The organism is Butyricicoccus sp. OF10-2 (assembly GCF_003481925.1).
GTDB classification, from domain to species: domain Bacteria; phylum Bacillota; class Clostridia; order Oscillospirales; family Butyricicoccaceae; genus Agathobaculum; species Agathobaculum butyriciproducens.
The window spans coordinates 1-16625 of record NZ_QUMC01000043.1 but is presented as its reverse complement, the minus strand read 5'-3'; the positions used below and the strand labels follow the sequence as shown (position 1 = coordinate 16625).

Annotated in this window: 17 protein-coding genes, 3 tRNA genes and 1 pseudogene; 5 read left to right on the top strand and 16 right to left on the bottom strand. The window is 56.8% G+C overall.

What is annotated here, in order from left to right:
* Window positions 1-825: 825 nt before the first annotated feature.
* The 14 genes and pseudogenes from DXB00_RS15305 to DXB00_RS15240 all read right to left on the bottom strand — a co-directional run bounded on the left by DXB00_RS15305 (window position 826) and on the right by DXB00_RS15240 (window position 11848).
* A tRNA-Val gene (locus tag DXB00_RS15305) sits at window positions 826-901 on the bottom strand.
* A gap of 3 nt (window positions 902-904) precedes the next feature.
* Window positions 905-978 (bottom strand) — tRNA-Glu (locus DXB00_RS15300).
* A gap of 9 nt (window positions 979-987) precedes the next feature.
* Window positions 988-1064 (bottom strand) — tRNA-Met (locus DXB00_RS15295).
* A 121-nt stretch (window positions 1065-1185) separates the two neighbouring features.
* Window positions 1186-1962 (bottom strand): transglutaminase domain-containing protein, encoded by a 777-nt coding sequence (locus DXB00_RS15290; protein WP_118729660.1) that lies wholly within the window; start codon window positions 1960-1962, stop codon window positions 1186-1188.
* A gap of 95 nt (window positions 1963-2057) precedes the next feature.
* Window positions 2058-2840 (bottom strand): hypothetical protein, encoded by a 783-nt coding sequence (locus DXB00_RS15285; RefSeq protein ID WP_118729659.1) that lies wholly within the window; start codon window positions 2838-2840, stop codon window positions 2058-2060.
* Between the two features lie 25 nt (window positions 2841-2865).
* A complete protein-coding gene (locus DXB00_RS15280; RefSeq protein ID WP_118361147.1) occupies window positions 2866-3591 on the bottom strand; it encodes a 16S rRNA (uracil(1498)-N(3))-methyltransferase in 726 nt (241 codons plus the stop codon).
* A gap of 78 nt (window positions 3592-3669) precedes the next feature.
* A complete protein-coding gene (gene prmA, locus DXB00_RS15275; protein ID WP_110435996.1) occupies window positions 3670-4632 on the bottom strand; it encodes a 50S ribosomal protein L11 methyltransferase in 963 nt (320 codons plus the stop codon).
* A gap of 302 nt (window positions 4633-4934) precedes the next feature.
* Window positions 4935-5786, bottom strand: a complete 852-nt coding sequence (locus tag DXB00_RS15270; RefSeq protein WP_119215142.1) for a hypothetical protein — start codon at window positions 5784-5786, stop codon at window positions 4935-4937.
* Between the two features lie 233 nt (window positions 5787-6019).
* The gene (locus tag DXB00_RS17835) at window positions 6020-6769 is read right to left on the bottom strand and encodes a S41 family peptidase (RefSeq protein WP_305143109.1); all 750 of its coding nucleotides are present in this window, start codon (window positions 6767-6769) and stop codon (window positions 6020-6022) included.
* On the bottom strand, window positions 6769-7503 hold the full coding sequence (locus DXB00_RS17830; protein ID WP_158581336.1) for a S41 family peptidase: 735 nt from the start codon (window positions 7501-7503) through the stop codon (window positions 6769-6771). Before DXB00_RS17830 ends, DXB00_RS17835 begins: the two co-directional genes overlap by 1 nt.
* 291 nt (window positions 7504-7794) lie before the next feature.
* A complete protein-coding gene (gene argS / locus DXB00_RS15255; protein ID WP_118729656.1) occupies window positions 7795-9492 on the bottom strand; it encodes an arginine--tRNA ligase in 1698 nt (565 codons plus the stop codon).
* A gap of 39 nt (window positions 9493-9531) precedes the next feature.
* Complete coding sequence (locus DXB00_RS15250; RefSeq protein ID WP_118361062.1) at window positions 9532-9975, bottom strand: DUF1934 domain-containing protein; 444 nt, start codon at window positions 9973-9975, stop codon at window positions 9532-9534.
* Window positions 9976-9988: 13 nt separating this feature from the next.
* Window positions 9989-10786, bottom strand: coding sequence for a glutamate racemase (gene murI, locus DXB00_RS15245; RefSeq protein ID WP_118361064.1), 798 nt, complete (start codon window positions 10784-10786; stop codon window positions 9989-9991).
* Window positions 10779-11848: pseudogene (locus DXB00_RS15240) on the bottom strand (D-alanine--D-alanine ligase family protein). Before DXB00_RS15240 ends, murI begins: the two are co-directional and overlap by 8 nt.
* A gap of 217 nt (window positions 11849-12065) precedes the next feature.
* On the opposite strand from DXB00_RS15240, the gene DXB00_RS15235 reads away from it, so the two are divergent.
* The 5 genes from DXB00_RS15235 to DXB00_RS15215 are packed head-to-tail and all read left to right on the top strand — an operon-like array spanning window position 12066 to window position 14657.
* On the top strand, window positions 12066-12383 hold the full coding sequence (locus DXB00_RS15235; protein WP_110435989.1) for a PadR family transcriptional regulator: 318 nt from the start codon (window positions 12066-12068) through the stop codon (window positions 12381-12383).
* Complete coding sequence (locus DXB00_RS15230; RefSeq protein ID WP_118729654.1) at window positions 12380-13039, top strand: DUF1700 domain-containing protein; 660 nt, start codon at window positions 12380-12382, stop codon at window positions 13037-13039. Before DXB00_RS15235 ends, DXB00_RS15230 begins: the two co-directional genes overlap by 4 nt.
* On the top strand, window positions 13036-13902 hold the full coding sequence (locus DXB00_RS15225; protein ID WP_118285933.1) for a hypothetical protein: 867 nt from the start codon (window positions 13036-13038) through the stop codon (window positions 13900-13902). Before DXB00_RS15230 ends, DXB00_RS15225 begins: the two co-directional genes overlap by 4 nt.
* Window positions 13903-13960: 58 nt before the next feature.
* Window positions 13961-14170, top strand: a complete 210-nt coding sequence (locus DXB00_RS15220) for a PspC domain-containing protein (RefSeq protein ID WP_110435986.1) — start codon at window positions 13961-13963, stop codon at window positions 14168-14170.
* Between the two features lie 40 nt (window positions 14171-14210).
* Window positions 14211-14657, top strand: a complete 447-nt coding sequence (locus tag DXB00_RS15215) for a hypothetical protein (protein ID WP_118729653.1) — start codon at window positions 14211-14213, stop codon at window positions 14655-14657.
* A gap of 340 nt (window positions 14658-14997) precedes the next feature.
* Here DXB00_RS15215 and trmD read toward each other — a convergent pair whose 3' ends face one another.
* Together trmD and rimM are read right to left on the bottom strand one after the other, a co-directional pair.
* Complete coding sequence (trmD, locus tag DXB00_RS15210) at window positions 14998-15732, bottom strand: tRNA (guanosine(37)-N1)-methyltransferase TrmD (RefSeq protein ID WP_118729652.1); 735 nt, start codon at window positions 15730-15732, stop codon at window positions 14998-15000.
* Window positions 15729-16235 (bottom strand): ribosome maturation factor RimM, encoded by a 507-nt coding sequence (gene rimM / locus DXB00_RS15205; RefSeq protein WP_116705292.1) that lies wholly within the window; start codon window positions 16233-16235, stop codon window positions 15729-15731. Before rimM ends, trmD begins: the two co-directional genes overlap by 4 nt.
* Between the last annotated feature and the right edge of the window lie 390 nt (window positions 16236-16625).

The following is a 16625-nucleotide window of genomic DNA, read 5'->3' as shown; positions in this document are numbered from 1 at the left end:
ATTCGCCGTCTGCGGACGGCGGGAACGTGCCGCGCCCCGCGGCGGGGGGCAAAAAGGAAGGACAACCTACGGTTTTCCTTCCTCTTTGAACTCCTACCTTTCCCTTGCTTCCTAATCTGGCGCAGATTTCCTATATGTGACCGCTTCGAAAAGGGGAACGGCAGTCGGGTTACCGCAGCGTGTCTTTCGTGAAATATTCGCAGTTCACAGACAGCGTACTGCTACACATGCGGGTTAATCAACGCAGAGTGCGGCATAACCGTGCCGCACAATTCGTCAGCACGTTATGATAGACAGCACCTACGAGGATAAATTGTACCGAACAACAAAATCCGCAGGTGCCTTCCGGTATAACGCGTTAAAGAGTTGCGCGGCACGGTCATGCCGCGCCTGCGTAGACTAAACCGCCTGTGTAGCAGTACACTGTCTGTGAACTGCGAATATTTCACGAAAGACACGCTGCGGTAACCCGACTGCCGTTCCCCTGTTTCGCAGCGGTCACATGTCGGCAATCTGCGCCAGACCCTCCCAAAAGGAAGTGGGAGTTAAGAGGGTAGAAACCTTGGTGTCTACCCTCTTGCCCTGCCGCGGGGCGCGGCGAATCCCCGCGCTCCGCAGAGCGCAACTCCTCGCTTGATTTCAAGCGGAAAAGGTGCCGCCCAGAAAGGGCGAACCCGCCTGCGGCAGTTCGAGTACCCCGCTAAGCCGGTGCTGAAAAAACTGCCGCCCGGACAGAACGTAGCGCTGCGCGCCTCGTATGCCCCGGAAAGCCGGCGGTTTCTAAAGACAAAAAGAAAAACCACTCACTTTCGTGAGTGGTTTTCGTGGTGGAAGTTAACGGGCTCGAACCGCTGACCCTCTGCTTGTAAGGCAGATGCTCTCCCAGCTGAGCTAAACTTCCAAGTGGTGACCCGTGGGGAATCGAACCCCCGTTACCGCCGTGAAAGGGCGGTGTCTTGACCGCTTGACCAACGGGCCAAGGGAAAATGGTAGCGGTAATTGGACTTGAACCAATGACCTTCCGGGTATGAACCGGACGCTCTAGCCAACTAAGCTATACCGCCATATCCTTTTCCGTTGTTATCGCCCGCTCGCTGACGACTTGTTTAGTATAGTCCATAATCGAGTAAATGTCAACACCTTTTTTCAAATTTTTTTGAAAAAGTTTTGGAACCGATTTTTCCGCTATTTCCCGCCCTGTTCCAGACTGTCCAGAAGCTGCTCGTAGAACGCCTCATTCCAGGTATGCGTCTGCGCCAGTTCTTCTCCGGTGAGCATAAAATACTGATCGGATACATATTCGCCTCTGTCCGGAATCGGGTCGTCAAACGTGCAGTCGATGTAATATGTTGTGCCGCCCAACCGCACAGCATTCCAGCCGTGGTTCATTTCCTCGGATGCGACATAGATGACCTGAATGCCTGCCGCCTTGCACAGCATCTCATACGCGCGGCCGTAACCGGCACACACAGCCTTATGATCGAGCAGCGCGCCATCTGCCGCGAAAGCGGGTGCCGAGCCGTCCGGAGCGTCCTCCTCTGCCGTATCCACATCGTACTCACACTGACGGATGAGGGTATCGTGCAGCGCACGCAACTTCTCCTCTGCAGTCATGGTCTGCGAAACCGAGCCTGCCGCCAGAACCCTGGCGTACTCCCACGCCTGCTCCTGCCGCGCCTGCCGAGAAACCTCGGCGTTCAGCTCGATGGTCTTGTTCGGCCGTGTTACCGCGTGCAGCGCGAATGCGTATGGATACTGCGCCTCCAGTGCTCGGTACACCTCGTCCGCGTCCACGTTGTCCTCGCGGAAGGCAACGCCGTTTCCGCCGTTCTCCGCGTCCTGCCGGAGCAGATCTGCCGCCTGATAGACATTATCCACCGGCTTCGCCTGCAGATACGGCAGCCAGAATACACCGCCGCCAAGCAGAGCCATGGTCAGCAGAAAGCCGAAAAACCGTCTCATATGTCCCCTCCTTCGGGTATGACAAAGCGGGCGGCTGCGCCGCCCGCTGTCTAACCGTCAAAACGCGCCGCGCTTCGACAGGAAAAATGCAATTATCACATCAGCTTCACGGTATAGTATACCGCAGTGATGAACAGATATGCCGCTGCCGCACCCAGTGCGATCATGACATGGCTTGCCGCAAGTACAACGACTGCCGTCAGCGCTACCATCACGATCGGCGTAATGGTGAGCATCAGGTACGCGTTCTTGCTGAACTGGGTGTCGATCTTGCGGCCGCGGAAGGTAAACTTACCCTTCTTGCGGCGCAGAGAAGCCGTAACAGCGATCTGGATCAGTGCCAGTACCGCGGTACCTGCTGCCGCCACGGTGGACATCCATGTATGGTTAGCCGAAACCAGCGCGCGGTGAATCACCAGCATTGCCGCAACACCCACACCGGTATCTACTGCAATCAGGAAAAATTCCGGCGCATAAGAATGATACACCAGATAATACACTGCCAGAACCGGCAGGACAACATACATCGCCTTGATCGGCATGGTGCCGTAGTAGTTGATCGCGGTCAGGAATACGATGGCAACGATGCTTGCAATCAGCATATTGCGTCCGCACACGATGCGGCGCACGCTGCTGCGCTTGCCTGCATGCTCCTGTCCCAGCATGATGATGCCGGCTGCTGCACCGACAATGCCCACACCGAGCAGCACCCGCGTTACCAGCACGCCGGTCTTCCAGGTGTTGCTGTAGCCCAGCAGGCGCTCGAGGATCATCAGTACCAGCACGCCGAGCAGGCACACGCTGAATACTGCGAGCACCTTGTTGGTGGTATACTCTTCCTGAGAAATTGGCTTTTTACCCACATTGTTTTTTGCCAATGTTTAACACTCCCTTTATTTCTTCTCACATGTTGCCGCCGGCATAGAGCACGGCCGCAAGCGCCGCAATCGGCGCAGTCTCACACCGCAGGATGCGTGTACCGAGCGAAACGCTCTGCAGTCCCGCGTCCACGGCTGCCTTTGCTTCAGCCGGATCGAAGCCGCCCTCCGGCCCGACCATCAGCGAAACCGTGTCCCTGACACCGCCTGCAAGCGCATCGTGCAGACCGGTCCGCTTCTCGTTTTCGTAGAAAAACAGTGCCGTTTCGCTTTCCGCCGCCTGCGCAATTGCGTGAGCGACCGGTACAACGGCTGCCACCTCCGGCAGACGTCCTCTGCCGCACTGCTTTGCTGCCTCGGCAGCAATCTTACGCCAGCGTTCCACCTTCTTTTCGGTCTTATCCGGTCGGGAAACGCAATTCTTGGACAGATACGGCACGATACGGCTGACGCCGAGCTCTACCGCCTTCTGCACGATAAATTCCATTTTGTCGCCCTTGGGCAGCGCCATAAACAGCGTGATAGACTGCTTCGGTTCGGTATCCGCCGCGTGGCAGCTTACGACCCGGCAGGTCACGGCTTCCTTCTCCACGGCTTCCACCGTGCAGTCAAAATCCATCCCGGCACCGTCACACAGGGTAACACCTTCGCCGACACGCAGACGCAGAACACGTCCCGCGTGATGCGCGTTTTCTCCGGTAAGGGTCAGCACGCCGTCCTGCGGCTGCTGATCGACAAAAAATCGAGGCATAATAATCAAATAACCTTTCCTATTTTAGCAAAAAAACAGCCGTTTGGCAAGTGAACATTCCGTGAATCCTGAAACAAATCACTTTTTCGCAGCAAAAGCGCTCCAGTCATCGCTCTTTTCGTGCGAAAGAATCGTAAATCCGCTCTTTTCCAGCGCCGCGCGCACCTCCTCGGCACGCTCGTTGAGGATGCCGGAGCAGATCAGTGTGCCGCCCTTGACCAGCTTATCCGCAAACATGGGCGACATGCCGATGATGACATCAGCCACGATATTCGCCACGATCACGTCGTAGCCGCCGCCGATGTCCTCGGCGAGCTTCGGGTCGCGCAGCGCATCGCCGCACAGACCTCTGCCGATCTCGACATGGTTTTTTTCCGCATTTTCATGTGCAGTTTTCAGGCAGTTCTCGTCGATATCGACAATGGTCTGCACATCCGCGCCGAGCATAGCCGCCGCGATGGCCAGAATACCCGAGCCAGTGCCCATATCGAGCAGCTTGTCGCCCGGCTTTACCGCATCCTCGAGCGCCATCATGCACAGCTGGGTCGTGTCATGGCTGCCGGTGCCGAAGGACGACGCCGGGTCGATTTCAAGAATACGGCGGCCCTGCGGGTCCTCAACCGTCTCCCACGAGGGTTTGATCATAAAGCTGCGTCCCACCGGGAACGGCTTGAAATACTGCTTCCATCCCCACTCCCAGTCCTCCTGACGGGTCAGCGCGGTTTCCGTGCACAGTCGGCCCCATGCGTGCTCCTCATCGCGCGCCTTGAGGTTTTCCAGCGCGGCACGGATATCCGCGTACTGCTTTGCACCCTCGTCGCTGTCCGGCAGATAGATTTTGAGACAGGTCTCCTGTGCACGCTTCTCGCGCACCAGATCCTCGTCTACATAGTCCCAGTATATTTCGGTGTCCTTGAGAAATTCTTCAAAATCCGCCGCATCCTCAAGCACATAGCCTTCTACGCCGTTGTCCTCGAGCAGTGCCTCGACCGGACCGATGCCCTCGGTCGTCGTGTAGATCGTAACTTCTCTCCAATCCATAGGTTCCACCCTGCCTTTCCTATCCAGATAACCGCGCTCCGCGCGGTATTCAATAACAATTTGCTTGCATAATTGCAACTACAAGACCGGTTTTCGTCCAGAAAACCGAGTCTTTGGTCCTGCCCGCAGGCGACTGCCGCTCTGCGGCAGCATTCACTCCGCGGCGCATTGCGCCGCAATAAAACCCGCGACATGTGCGTGGGTTTTGTTTCCCCGCCCCAGTGCCCCTGGGGCACGTCATTCGGGTATCGAAAGGCGGTTTCTCCGGAACCGTCTTTCGTATATAGGACTTTTGAAGTCCCCTATAAGCGGATCATGCCGTATTTCGTCTCGAAGTACGAAATGACCGCGTCTTCCTGCTCCCATGTGCCGTCATACAGTGCAAGTCCCGGAAATACCCGCAGACCCTGCTCCAGCAGGTCGGCAGATTCCGCGCACAGGCACAGCGGACGCGAGATCATATAGCGGGATTCCTCCAGTGTGACAACATCCTCTTCGGTTTCGAGCAGCAGCTTGAACGCACCCGAATCATCCTCGGCTTCGATGAGATCCTCATCCAGATGCGGACCGCACTCGATCTCATCCGAAATGTCGATGGTCGGAGCGATAAAATGCGCGTGCTTGCCGTCCGGCGCACAGATAAAATCATCGTGATCGCGCGGCAGCGTTTTGCACGCCACTTGATTGCCGCGCAGCGCCGCGACGAATGCTTCCGTACTGTCGGGCACAATTACCTCGGTGTTGTACAGTGTGGTTTGAGACAGCCAGTCCGCGTGCATGCACACGCCGAGCGACAGCCGCGCATACGGCGCCGCGATTTCGAGCGCCTGCGTCAGCGATTCGGGATCGTGTGCGCTGATCAGCACAGTCGTAACGCCAATGCGCTGCAGCACACCGATAGCCGCCCGCACATCCGTGCCGTCCGGCAGATGGCCTTCATCGTCCTCCACATGCAGCTCCGCAATTACCGTTCGGCCGCACAGATCGCCCAGAGCCAGCACAGCGGCACGCAGCGCCGGAAATGTCGGCGCACCATGCAGATAATAGAACGCCGCATCATCGTGCAGCAGAGGACGGAAGACCTCCTTGCACTGCTCAATGTAGTGCATGGTGATCGGGCGTTCGCAGTGCTCCGCATCGGGTTCGGGCGGCACTCGAGCGCCAGGCCGACCGGCAACGGCGCCAGCTCTTCAGCCCATGCATCACACAGTTCGGCATTCGGTGCAAGCGCGCCTGCAAACTGCTCGGGCGCGGTATGATACAGCGAAATTGCCGCCGGATCGTTCAGCAAAAGCTGCGGTTTATGCTCGGATTGACATAAAGGAATATCCAAGGTTGTTCTTCCTCCTAAGAAGATGAAAAATATTCATATTTCAGTTGATAAAGTTTACTTTTTCGTCCAGCTGCCGTCACTCTTAACGGTATACTGCTGCGGTTTTGCCGCCGCCAGCCTGCACATTTCAAGTGCGCTCTGCAGCTGATCGTCCACCAGATAGGTCTGGCCGTTCAGCGCAGTAACCGCTTCGTCCAGTGCGCTCAGCATCTCCGGAGACGCATACAGCGCCGCAGGCAGATCGTAAGCCGCCCGGAAGGACGCTACCGCGTCCGCTACGTCGCCGTCATACCTGCCGGTTGCTTCGGTGAGCAGTCCCAGCAGCGACAGGCGCTCGGTCATGGCGTAAACCGCGTCCGAGCTGTCGCCAAAACGCAGGGTTGTGCTCGTATCGAGCGGTTTGAGATCCTTGGTATTGACCGTAACCTTGCGGTTCTCCAGCTGGATATCCGGCGTCAGGCCGACACCTTCCCAGCAGCCCTGCTTGGGCAGTTCGAGTTCCAGCGTGGTGATGACCAGCTTGTCGCCGTTTACCAGATCAATGTGGAACTGCCCCTGTCCCTTGCCGTAGGTCTTGCTGCCGATGAGCGTCGCCGAGCCGGTATCCTGCAGGCTGCCTGCCAGCAGCTCCGCCGCGGAAGCCGTGCCGCCGTCCACCAGAACGACAATCTTGTTAAGCGGCAGCGCATTGCCGGTCGAATAGGTCTGCTCCAGACCGCCCATATCGTCGCGGTAGCGGACGCCGGCAAGCTCTGCATCCTTGACCGGCGTCATAGCATTCGCCATTTTGAGCGCCGCGTCGATCAGCCGCCGCCGTTGCCGCGCAGGTCGAGAATGACCGCACGGGTGTTCTTAGACGGCAGGCTGTCCCAAATCTCCGAAAACGCCGACCAGTCGTTCTGCGAGCCGATGGCGCTGACCTTGATGTACTCCACACCGTCCGCCATCGTCTTGTTGGAAACGTACACGCGGTTGACCTGACGGCGCTCACAGGTAACGGTAATGTCCCGTCCGTAGCGGCGCACGGTCAGCTTGACCGACGTACCTTCCTCGCCGCGCAGCTTAGATGCTACATCGGCATTTTTCAACTTGGTTGCGTCCTCACCGTTGATTTTCACGATAAGATCGCCAATCTGCAGACCGGCTTCCTCCGCCGCTGAATAGCGCATGACCTCAGCGATCTGTACGCCGTTTTCTGTCTCCTGCAGGCCGACGCCGATGCCGACAAAGCCCTCAAGCGTCGAAAATCCCTGCGAATACTCCTCGCTCGACAGATACATGGAATGCGTATCGAGCAGCGAGAGAATGTCGTTGAGTACGTCATACATCTCATCCGGATGCTTTTCCAGATATTTATTGATATAGTTCTGCAGAACGTACGGATCATGCTCTGCCTTGAGGCCGAAAGCATCAATGAGCGCCCAAACGCCGTCAAACCACGTTTCGCTCTGTCCGTCCTGCGTGATCGCACCGGCGGAGGCGGTCATCATTGCCGCCGTCATCGCCAGTGCCGCTATTCTTTTCGCTAATTTTTTCATGTGGGTCTCCTCCGCGCTCAGCGCGGCAAAAAAATCCGTTTTGCTTGCAAAACGTAACCGCATGGCAGGTTTTTTACCGAAAAACCGAGCCATTGGTCCCGTCCGCAGACGGCCGCCGTTACACGGCGGCTTGCAATCAGCGGCGCATGCGCCGCAACAAAACCCGCGACATGTGCGTGGGTTTTGTTACCCCGACCCAGCGCTCTTGGAGCGCGTCATTCGGGTATCGAAGTATGGTTTCTCCGGAACCATACTTCGTATATAGGGACTTTTGAAGTCCCCTATACGTTGTCACATGGACTCCGGTGCGTCTACGCCGATGAGCTTCAGCACGTTCTCAATGGTCTGCTTCGCTGCCAGGCACAGGGTCAGACGCGCATCGCGGACAGCCGGCTCGGCATCCTTGATGCGGCAGGCGTTGTAGAAATGATGGAACTGCTGCGCCAGTGCAACGGCGTACTTGTTGAGACGCGACGGATCGCGGCTGACAGCGGACTGCACGATCTCCTCGGGCAGCAGAGCAACCTGCTTGATGAGCTGACGCTCATCTGCGCCGGTCAGCACGGACAGGTCGGTCTTGCCGGTATCCGGCAGCGCAATGCCGCTCTCCTGTGCGTTCTTGAGCACGGAGCAGATACGCGCGTGTGCGTACTGCACATAGTACAGCGGGTTGTCGGAATCCTGCTTGATAGCAAGGTCAAGGTCGAACTCCATCTGTGTCTCAGCGGCGCGGCTGTTGAAGAAGAAACGCGCTGCATCGACCGGAATCTCGTCGAGCAGGTCGGTCAGCGTCAGGCTCTTGCCGGTACGCTTGGACATGCGGACAACCTCGCCGCCCTGCATCATGCGGACAAGCTGCATGAGCACGATCTCCAGACGGTGAGAGCCGTCCAGACCGAGTGCATCCAGAGCGCACTGCAGACGCTTTACATGGCCGTGATGGTCAGCGCCCCAGATGTTGATAACACGGTCAAAACCGCGCTTCTCGAACTTGTTGCGATGGTAAGCGATATCGGCCGCAAAGTAGGTATAGAAACCGTTTGCACGGCGCAGAACGTCGTCCTTGTCGCAGCCGAAGTCGGTCGAACGGAGCCACAGTGCGCCGTCCTCGGTCTCGTAGGTTGCGCCCTTGGCGGTCAGCATATCAATGGTCTCCTTAACGTAACCGCTCTCATGCAGAGTGGACTCGCGGAACCATACGTCGTAGTTGATCTTGTAACGCCTGAGGTCGCGCTCCATGCGGGCAATGTTGGTCGGCAGGCCGTAACCCTCGATAACGGCGAAGCGCTCCTCCGGGGTCTTTTCGAGCAGGCTGTCGCCGTACTGCTCTACCAGATCATGCGCCAGCGCCTTAATGTCGTCGCCCTGATACCAGGAAGCGTCAAACTCGATGGCGTCCTCGCCGCGGATCTCCTGGATATAGCGGCCCTCGACCGAGTGCGCGAACTTGTCTACCTGATTGCCTGCATCGTTGATGTAGAACTCACGGGTAACATCATTGCCGGACCAGTCCAGAACAGAGGACAGGCAGTCGCCCAGAACACCGCCGCGCGCGTTGCCCATGTGCATCGGGCCGGTCGGGTTGGCGGAAACGAACTCTACCATGACCTTTTCCGGCTTTTTGCTCTCGGTACGGCCGTAATTCTCGCCCATGGCGAATACGCCGCGGACAGCCTGCTCGTACCAGCCCTGATTCAGCGTGAAATTCATAAAGCCCGGGCCTGCAATGGTCACGGTGTCAAAGCAGCTGCCCTCGAGGTCGAGGTTTGCCACGATGCTCTCCGCAATCTTGCGCGGCGCCATGTGCAGCGGCTTTGCACACTGCATAGCAAAGGTGGATGCCCAGTCGCCGTTGGAAGAATCCTTCGGGGTCTCTACTGCAACCGGAGGAATGGTGCCCTCAGGCAGCTCGCCTGCGGCTACAGCCTTGCGGTACGCCGCTTCTACAACGCGGGTTGCTTCGGCGCGTGCGATTTCGTATGCGTTCATGTGTACACTCCTATATCTAAATCTCTTATTTTTACTTTATTAAACGACCTGAATGTTCGGTTTGGTCGATACCGTCATCTCAAAGTGGTGTTCTCCCATGAGAGAGTTGTCCACCTCGACCGTATAGTCGATGATAAGGTGTCCGCCGTTCTCGCCGATGGTGTTGTGCACCCGCGAGGTGTGGGTGGCGATAGCCATTTCGCTGCCGACCGGCGTTTGATACAGACCGACATGGCGCTCGTCCTCAGCGAACAGCATGTGCGAGGGAAACGTACCCGTGCGGATGAGGGCAACCGTTTTGCCGTCCAGCTTGACGGTGGTCTTGGTGCCTTCGAGTCCGGTCAGTTCACTTTCCTCGTATGCGATGTAATATTTTCCGCCGCGCTCGTACAGCGTGGCAGCGGTTTGCAGGTCGATGTTCTCCTCGTCACAGCCCGCAAACTGCTGCTGAGAGGAAATCGTCAGCCAAACGTCCTTCTTCATATTTCTATGCTCCTTAATAGCGGGAAATATCCACAAGCTCCGCACCGACATCGACCTTTTCCTGCAGGAACAGCTCGGCGAGCTGGTCAAAGCCCTGCGGATCGTCCGAAACGAAATACTGCGTTGTACCCGTACCCTCGTTCGGGTCAAACTGCGTGGAAGCGAGGTTTGCCGCCTCGGCGCCCGAGTCAATGAGCGTCACATCCGGACCCATAAAGTCGCCGATGACCTCCTCGAGCAGCGGATAGTGCGTGCAGCCGAGAATCAGCGTATCCACACCTGCGTCCTTCAGCGGCGTGAGATATTCCTTCACCACAGTTTCGATGACCACATCGCCGCGGTGCACGCGGCCGTTCTCGACCAGCGGCACGAACAGCGGACACGCCTGCGTGAACAGGTCGAGCGTGCCGTCCTTTTTGTGCAGATACTTCTCGTATGCACCCGAACGGATGGTGGCCGCCGTGCCGATCACGCCGACTCTGCCGGTCTGCGTCATGGTCATGGCGCGGCGGCAGGCAGGCTCGACCGTGCCGATGATTGGGATGTCGTTCTCCTCGGAAAGCAGGTCAAGCGCGATTGCGGACACGGTGTTGCAGGCAATGATGATGGATTTCAGGTCATACTGGCGCAGAAACGCCACATCCTGCCGGGCATACTTGGTGATGATATCGCGGCCGCGCGTACCATACGGCACACGGCCGGTATCGCCGAAATAGATGATATTTTCCTGCGGCATCAGGGCGTGCAGACGGCGCACGGCGGTCAGACCGCCCAAGCCGGAGTCAAATACGCCAATCGCACGCTTATCCATTGTGCTCCTCCAGTGCCAGAGAGATCAGGCGGTCGAGCAGCTCGGCATAGCCGATGCCCTCGTAGTCAAACAGCTTGGGGTACATGCTGATCGAGGTAAAGCCCGGAATCGCATTCAGCTCGTTGAAAACGACCTCGCCGCTGTCGTGGGTGACAAAGAAGTCTACGCGCGACAGGCCGCGGCAGCCGAGTGCGGTGTAAACGCGGACAGCGTCCCGACGGACGGTCGCAATCTGCTCCTCGGTGATATGTGCCGGAATGTACAGACGCGAGCTTTCGTCCTTGTACTTGGCGTCAAAGGTGTAGAACTCCTGCGTCGGAGCGATCTCGCCGACCGTGGAGGCCTGCGGTTCGAGGTTGCCGAGCACCGCGCACTCGACCTCGTGACCGTCGATGAACTCCTCGACGAGCACCTTGGTATCCAGCTTAAATGCTTCGGTCAGGCCCTCGGCCAGTTCGAGCAGATTGTTCGCCTTGGCAACGCCACGGACGAGCCCTGCGAGCACGGTTTGACGAATACCGGGAACGCGCCCAGCGTTTCCGCAGCCGCGGCGATTACTGCCTCGGCATTGCGCTCAAAGTCATATCTCAGCGCCAGATAGTAGCGTGCCTGACGGACGCCCGTACCCTCAACGACCTTTTTCGTCAGGGCCTTGTCCATCGTGTTCGCGCTTGCGGCTACGCCGCAGCCGACGTACGGAATGCCGGCCAGCTCGAGCAGACCCTGCATCGTGCCGTCCTCGCCGCCGACGCCGTGCAGCACCGGGAATACGCAGTCCAGACGGACAATCTCGATCTCTCCCTCACGGAGCAGCACCATGCCGTGCATGCCGCGGTCGGGTGCGAGAACGACCTTTACCTTGCCGGTCATGCGCTCCCACGCACCGCTCTCTACACGGTCCGGATCACAGTTCGGGCAGTAGAGCCACTCGCCGCTGCGGGTGATGCCGACCGGATAGATTTCATATTTATCTTTATTCAGGTTTCGCAAAATAGAAGCGGCAGACAGGCACGAGATGTCGTGCTCACTCGAAATACCGCCGAATAATACAGCCAGTTTCATTTATCAGATTCGCCCTTTCGTTCGTTTCCTCTGCCCATACTTATACAGATACCATTATACGCTATCTTTCCGGCGAATACAATGCGAAAACAGTGTTTTTCCTGCACTGATCCCACAAAATTTACAATTCCTTCATAGTTATTTTTGATATACCTGTTGACGGACTATATTATATCTCATATAATATTATTAGAAACACAGGAGAGGAGGATTCCATATGTCCTATCCCATCTCGTCCTCCCTGCTGGACGGCATCGTGCTTGCCGTAGTCGAGCGAGAAAGCACCTACGGCTACCGTATTACGCAGGACGTGCAAAAGGTACTGGATATTTCCGAATCTACGCTGTATCCGGTACTTCGGCGGCTGATGAAGGACGGCTGCCTGACCACCTACGATCAGGCCTATGCGGGCCGCAACCGCCGCTACTACCAGATCACCGAGCACGGCAGAGCCGCTCTGCGGCAGCACCGCATCGACTGGCAGAACTACCGCAGCGGGATCGACACGATCTTTTTTGGAGGGGTGAACGAATGAACAGAGCAGATTACATGGCAGCGCTGCGGCGTGCGCTCTCGGTTTTGCCGGAGGAGGAACGCGCGAACGCTCTGCGCTATTACGAAGAATATTTTGACGACGCAGGCCCGGAAAACGAGACAAAGGCCATTGAGGAACTCGGCGAGCCGGCAAAGGTTGCAGCGCAGATTCTCGCGGATTACCGCGAACTGACCGCTGTACCGCATGCACAGCCGATAAAAGAAAAGCGCCGCTGGCGCGGTATCAGTCCGCTGCTGCTGATTGTGCTGGTGCTGCTCGCTATCCCGATCGGATTGCCGCTCGTATTCGGCGCAGGTGCAACCGTGCTTGGCGTGCTTCTGGCGATCGTTGTGACCGCGCTCGCGGTGATTTTCGCTGTACTGCTCATTCTGTACGGCATTCCGCTTGCGCTGATTTGCGGCGGAGCCGTGATTGCCCTGCTGTCCTGCACACTGTGGGCGACACCGGCGAACGCGCTCGTCACACTCGGCAACGGACTGGCTGCCTTTGCCGCCGGTATCCTGCTCGGACTGCTGTCCATCAAGCTGAGCATTCTGTTTGTGCCGCCGGTGTTCCGCGCCTTTGTCGCCGTGCTGCGTGCGCCGTTTAACTGGATTCGCAACAGATGCCGCCGTACAGGAGGTGGAAATGTATGAAAAAGCTCATTATTGCCTGCGCTGCCGTGCTGGTGCTCGGTCTGGGACTGACGACGGTCGGTCATGTGCTCGGCGGACAGTTTTACAGCGTGTACTACGATGGTGCGCTGCACCCGTTCAGCGATGCCGCACAAAATTTTTCCGATAAGTTTGTGAACATCAGCGACCACATTGTCACCGCCGATGAAGATAATGACAGCGATTTCGACACCAGCTGGGTGCAGGATTACCTCGAAACCCGCCGGAATGCCATCGAGCACGGCGATATGCCTATCCAGTCGGTCGATCAAATCGATTACATCGACTTGGCGCTTAATGGTGGAGAATTTACTATCGAGAACGGTTCGGACTTCGCCGTCAGCGCAAGCGTTAATTTCGCAGATACGCAGATAAACGGTACACACTGGACTGCTTCGCTCTGGGCAAACGATGAACCGGCAACGATTACCCTGCCCCGTGACGGAAATTATCTGCAAATCCGCATTTCCTGTGGACAGCAGGCCAATGTGACCATCCGTGACCGTCTATCCGCGCAGAATATCGAGCTGTCTGCCGGAAATGGTACGCTCACCGCCGATGAACTGTATGGACACAGAATCACGCTGGATGCAACCGACGGCCGCTTATCCGCCACCCTGCCAGAGTCGGCAGACCAGTATCATGTACGGGCCACTGCCAACTGGGGTACAGTCATAATGAACGGCACACCGCTGGTTCAGATGGACGAACTCGGAAACGGCACTGCACAATACGATAACCGCGCCGAGCACGTTCCACACGATCTGCAAGCCAGAGTGTCCGGCTCCGGACAGATCAGCCTGCTTTCTCAGATCGCATCCACGAACGCTGATACCCCTGTCTGAACTGTAACTTGACGAAATCCACAAAACAACGTATGATAAAAGAAAAGGAGACTTTACGATGAATGGCAAGAAATTGTATCGCAGTGAATCCAACCGCATGCTGTGCGGTGTCTGTGCCGGCATCGCGGAATATTTTGATCTCGACCCGACTTTGATCCGTCTGGCATGGGCGCTTGTATGCTTCCTCGGCGGTTCGGGTATCCTGGCGTATATTATCGCCGCGATCATCATTCCGTCCGAGAGCACGCGCAATAACAATATGATGTGACCCATCGCCGTTTCTCCGGAAAAGAGAGGAAGTGCTCGCTATGAGCGAAAACCAGCAGCCGCTGGACGAAGAACAGGCGGTTTCCGATGTGCAGGAGCAGGAAACCCTGCCTGCCGCAGCCGAAGATACCCCGCCCGCTGCGCAGGATGAAAATGCACCCGCCATCCTCGATGCGGAACCAGAAGAGGAAGAAGATATTGATCCTGCCGATGTGAAGATCTTCGGCATGAAGCGCCATGTGTTCCAGCTGACCTGTCTGGGCGCCGCTGTCGGCTATATCCTGTGCGGACTGGTTGGTATTCTCAGTGAGAAGATGCAGGGTACCGGTCTGGGCGATATTCTGGCGAAATCCCCGAGCACAACCGTCTGGGCGGTCGTTGTGGCCGCTGTCGGCTACTTTATCGGCTCGCGTCTGGAGAAAAAGCGCGAAGCTGCTCTTGCGGACGAACAGGCCGCACTCGAGCAGTCCAATGATACAAACGCATAATTTTCCTTTTGGAGCTGTCCGGAAAGAGAGTCTGTGTAAGCAGGCTCTCTTTTCGCGTTTGCGCAACAAAAAAGAACCCCGAAGGGTTCTTTTGAGGCTGTCGAAAAACTATCGTTTTCCGAGCAGCCTCTCGCTCGAAACCACGCTTTCGAGCGAATACTGAAGAAAAACCGCGCCCTACGGGCACATTTTTTCTTCCCTTGTATAAATTCCGAGATACATGCTCCCGGAATTTATGAATTTGCTTCGCAAATCCTATTTTATGCGTGCTGCCGCACGAAGCGTAAAAATTAAAATAATACTTTTTTGACAGACTGAAAAGAACCCCGAAGGGTTCTTTTTACCGCTCATCGCTGTGAATTTTATCGAGAATCTTTTTATCCCGCTTATCCTGCGGCTGAAACTGTGCAAACAGGTCGGGCCGATCCTTTTTCGTGCGGCGCAGGCTCATTTCGCGTCTCCATGCTTCAATATTGGCATGGTGCCCGGAGAGCAGCACCTCCGGCACTTCTCTGCCGCGCCAGTTTTCCGGACGGGTGTACTGCGGATGCTCGAGCAGACCGTCCCAGTGGCTTTCCGCCGTGAACGCTTCCTCGTCCGGCAGAACGCCCGGCACCATGCGGCATACTGCGTCCGCAACTGCCATCGCGGGAATCTCCCCGCCGGTCAGCACAAAGTCACCGATGGAAATCTCCTCATCCACGCACTCGTCGATAAACCGCTGGTCAATGCCCTCATAATGGCCGCAGACCAGAATAAAGTGCTCCTTCGCGAGCAGCTCACGCGCTTTCTGCTGGTTAAACGGCTGTCCCTGTGCAGAGAGGAACACCGTGTGTACATGTTCGCCGGCACTCAGCGCCTGATGGCACAGATACAGCGGCTCAGCCAGCATGACCTGTCCGCGTCCACCGCCGTAGGGCGCGTCATCTGCCTTGTGGTGCTTGTCGAGCGCATAATCGCGGATGTTGGTTGCCTTGACCTCGACAACACCCCTGTCCTGGGCGCGTCCGATGATGCTTTCGCGCATAACCGCGTTGATCATCTCCGGAAACAGCGTCATAATGTCGATTTTCATTCGATCAGACCCTCGATGCTCTCAACATAGATCACGCCGGCTTCCATGTCGATCTCCTTGAGGAACGGCTTGATGGCCGGAATGTAGATTAGACGTCCGTCCTCACCGGCGATTTCGTACATATCGTGCGCCGGATTACTGGTCAGTACGTCACGGATGCGGCCGATTACACGGTCAACGCGCAGATCGAACACCTTGAAGCCCAGAATATCCTGAATGAACACGAGATCCTCGGGCAGCTCTACGTCCTCGCGGTCGAGGTGGAGCACCTTGTTGCGCATCGCCTCGGCAGCCTCGACCGTGTCAATGCCCTTGATGTGCATAAGCACAACATTCTTGTGAACCTGCGCCTTTTCGACGGTCACAGGCGTTTTTTCGTCCAGATAGAGCGTGTCAAAGTCACACAGCACCTCAGGGCTGTCGCACCAGCTCTGCACCTTCAGGTCGCCACGCACGCCGTGCGTGCCGACGATCTTGCCGGCCTCTAAAAATTTCTTCGGCATATTCGTTCTTTCCTCCTGCCTGTGAGCGTTTTTATTCCTGCGATGTTTGATTGATGGTGATTCGTTTATCTGTCGGGGATTTCGCCGTCTGCGGACGGGTCGCGCAATTCTTTAGCCTGTTACTACGCACGGCACCTGCGAATTTAGACATTCACCACATTTAACTGCGTAGGTGCCTTCCAACACAACACGTTAAGAGTTTGTGCGGCACTGTTATGCCGCACTCAGCGGAGAGCAAACCGCCTGTGTAGCAGTCCGGTATCTGGCACTGCGAAACGGTTGAGAAAGACACGGAAGAAAAAATCCTCTGCCGTTCCTTTGCGAGTCTCAGCTCTGCAAATTTCGCCGTGCTCTCTAAGGGAAAGGCAGGAGTCAAAGAGGAAGGAAAAC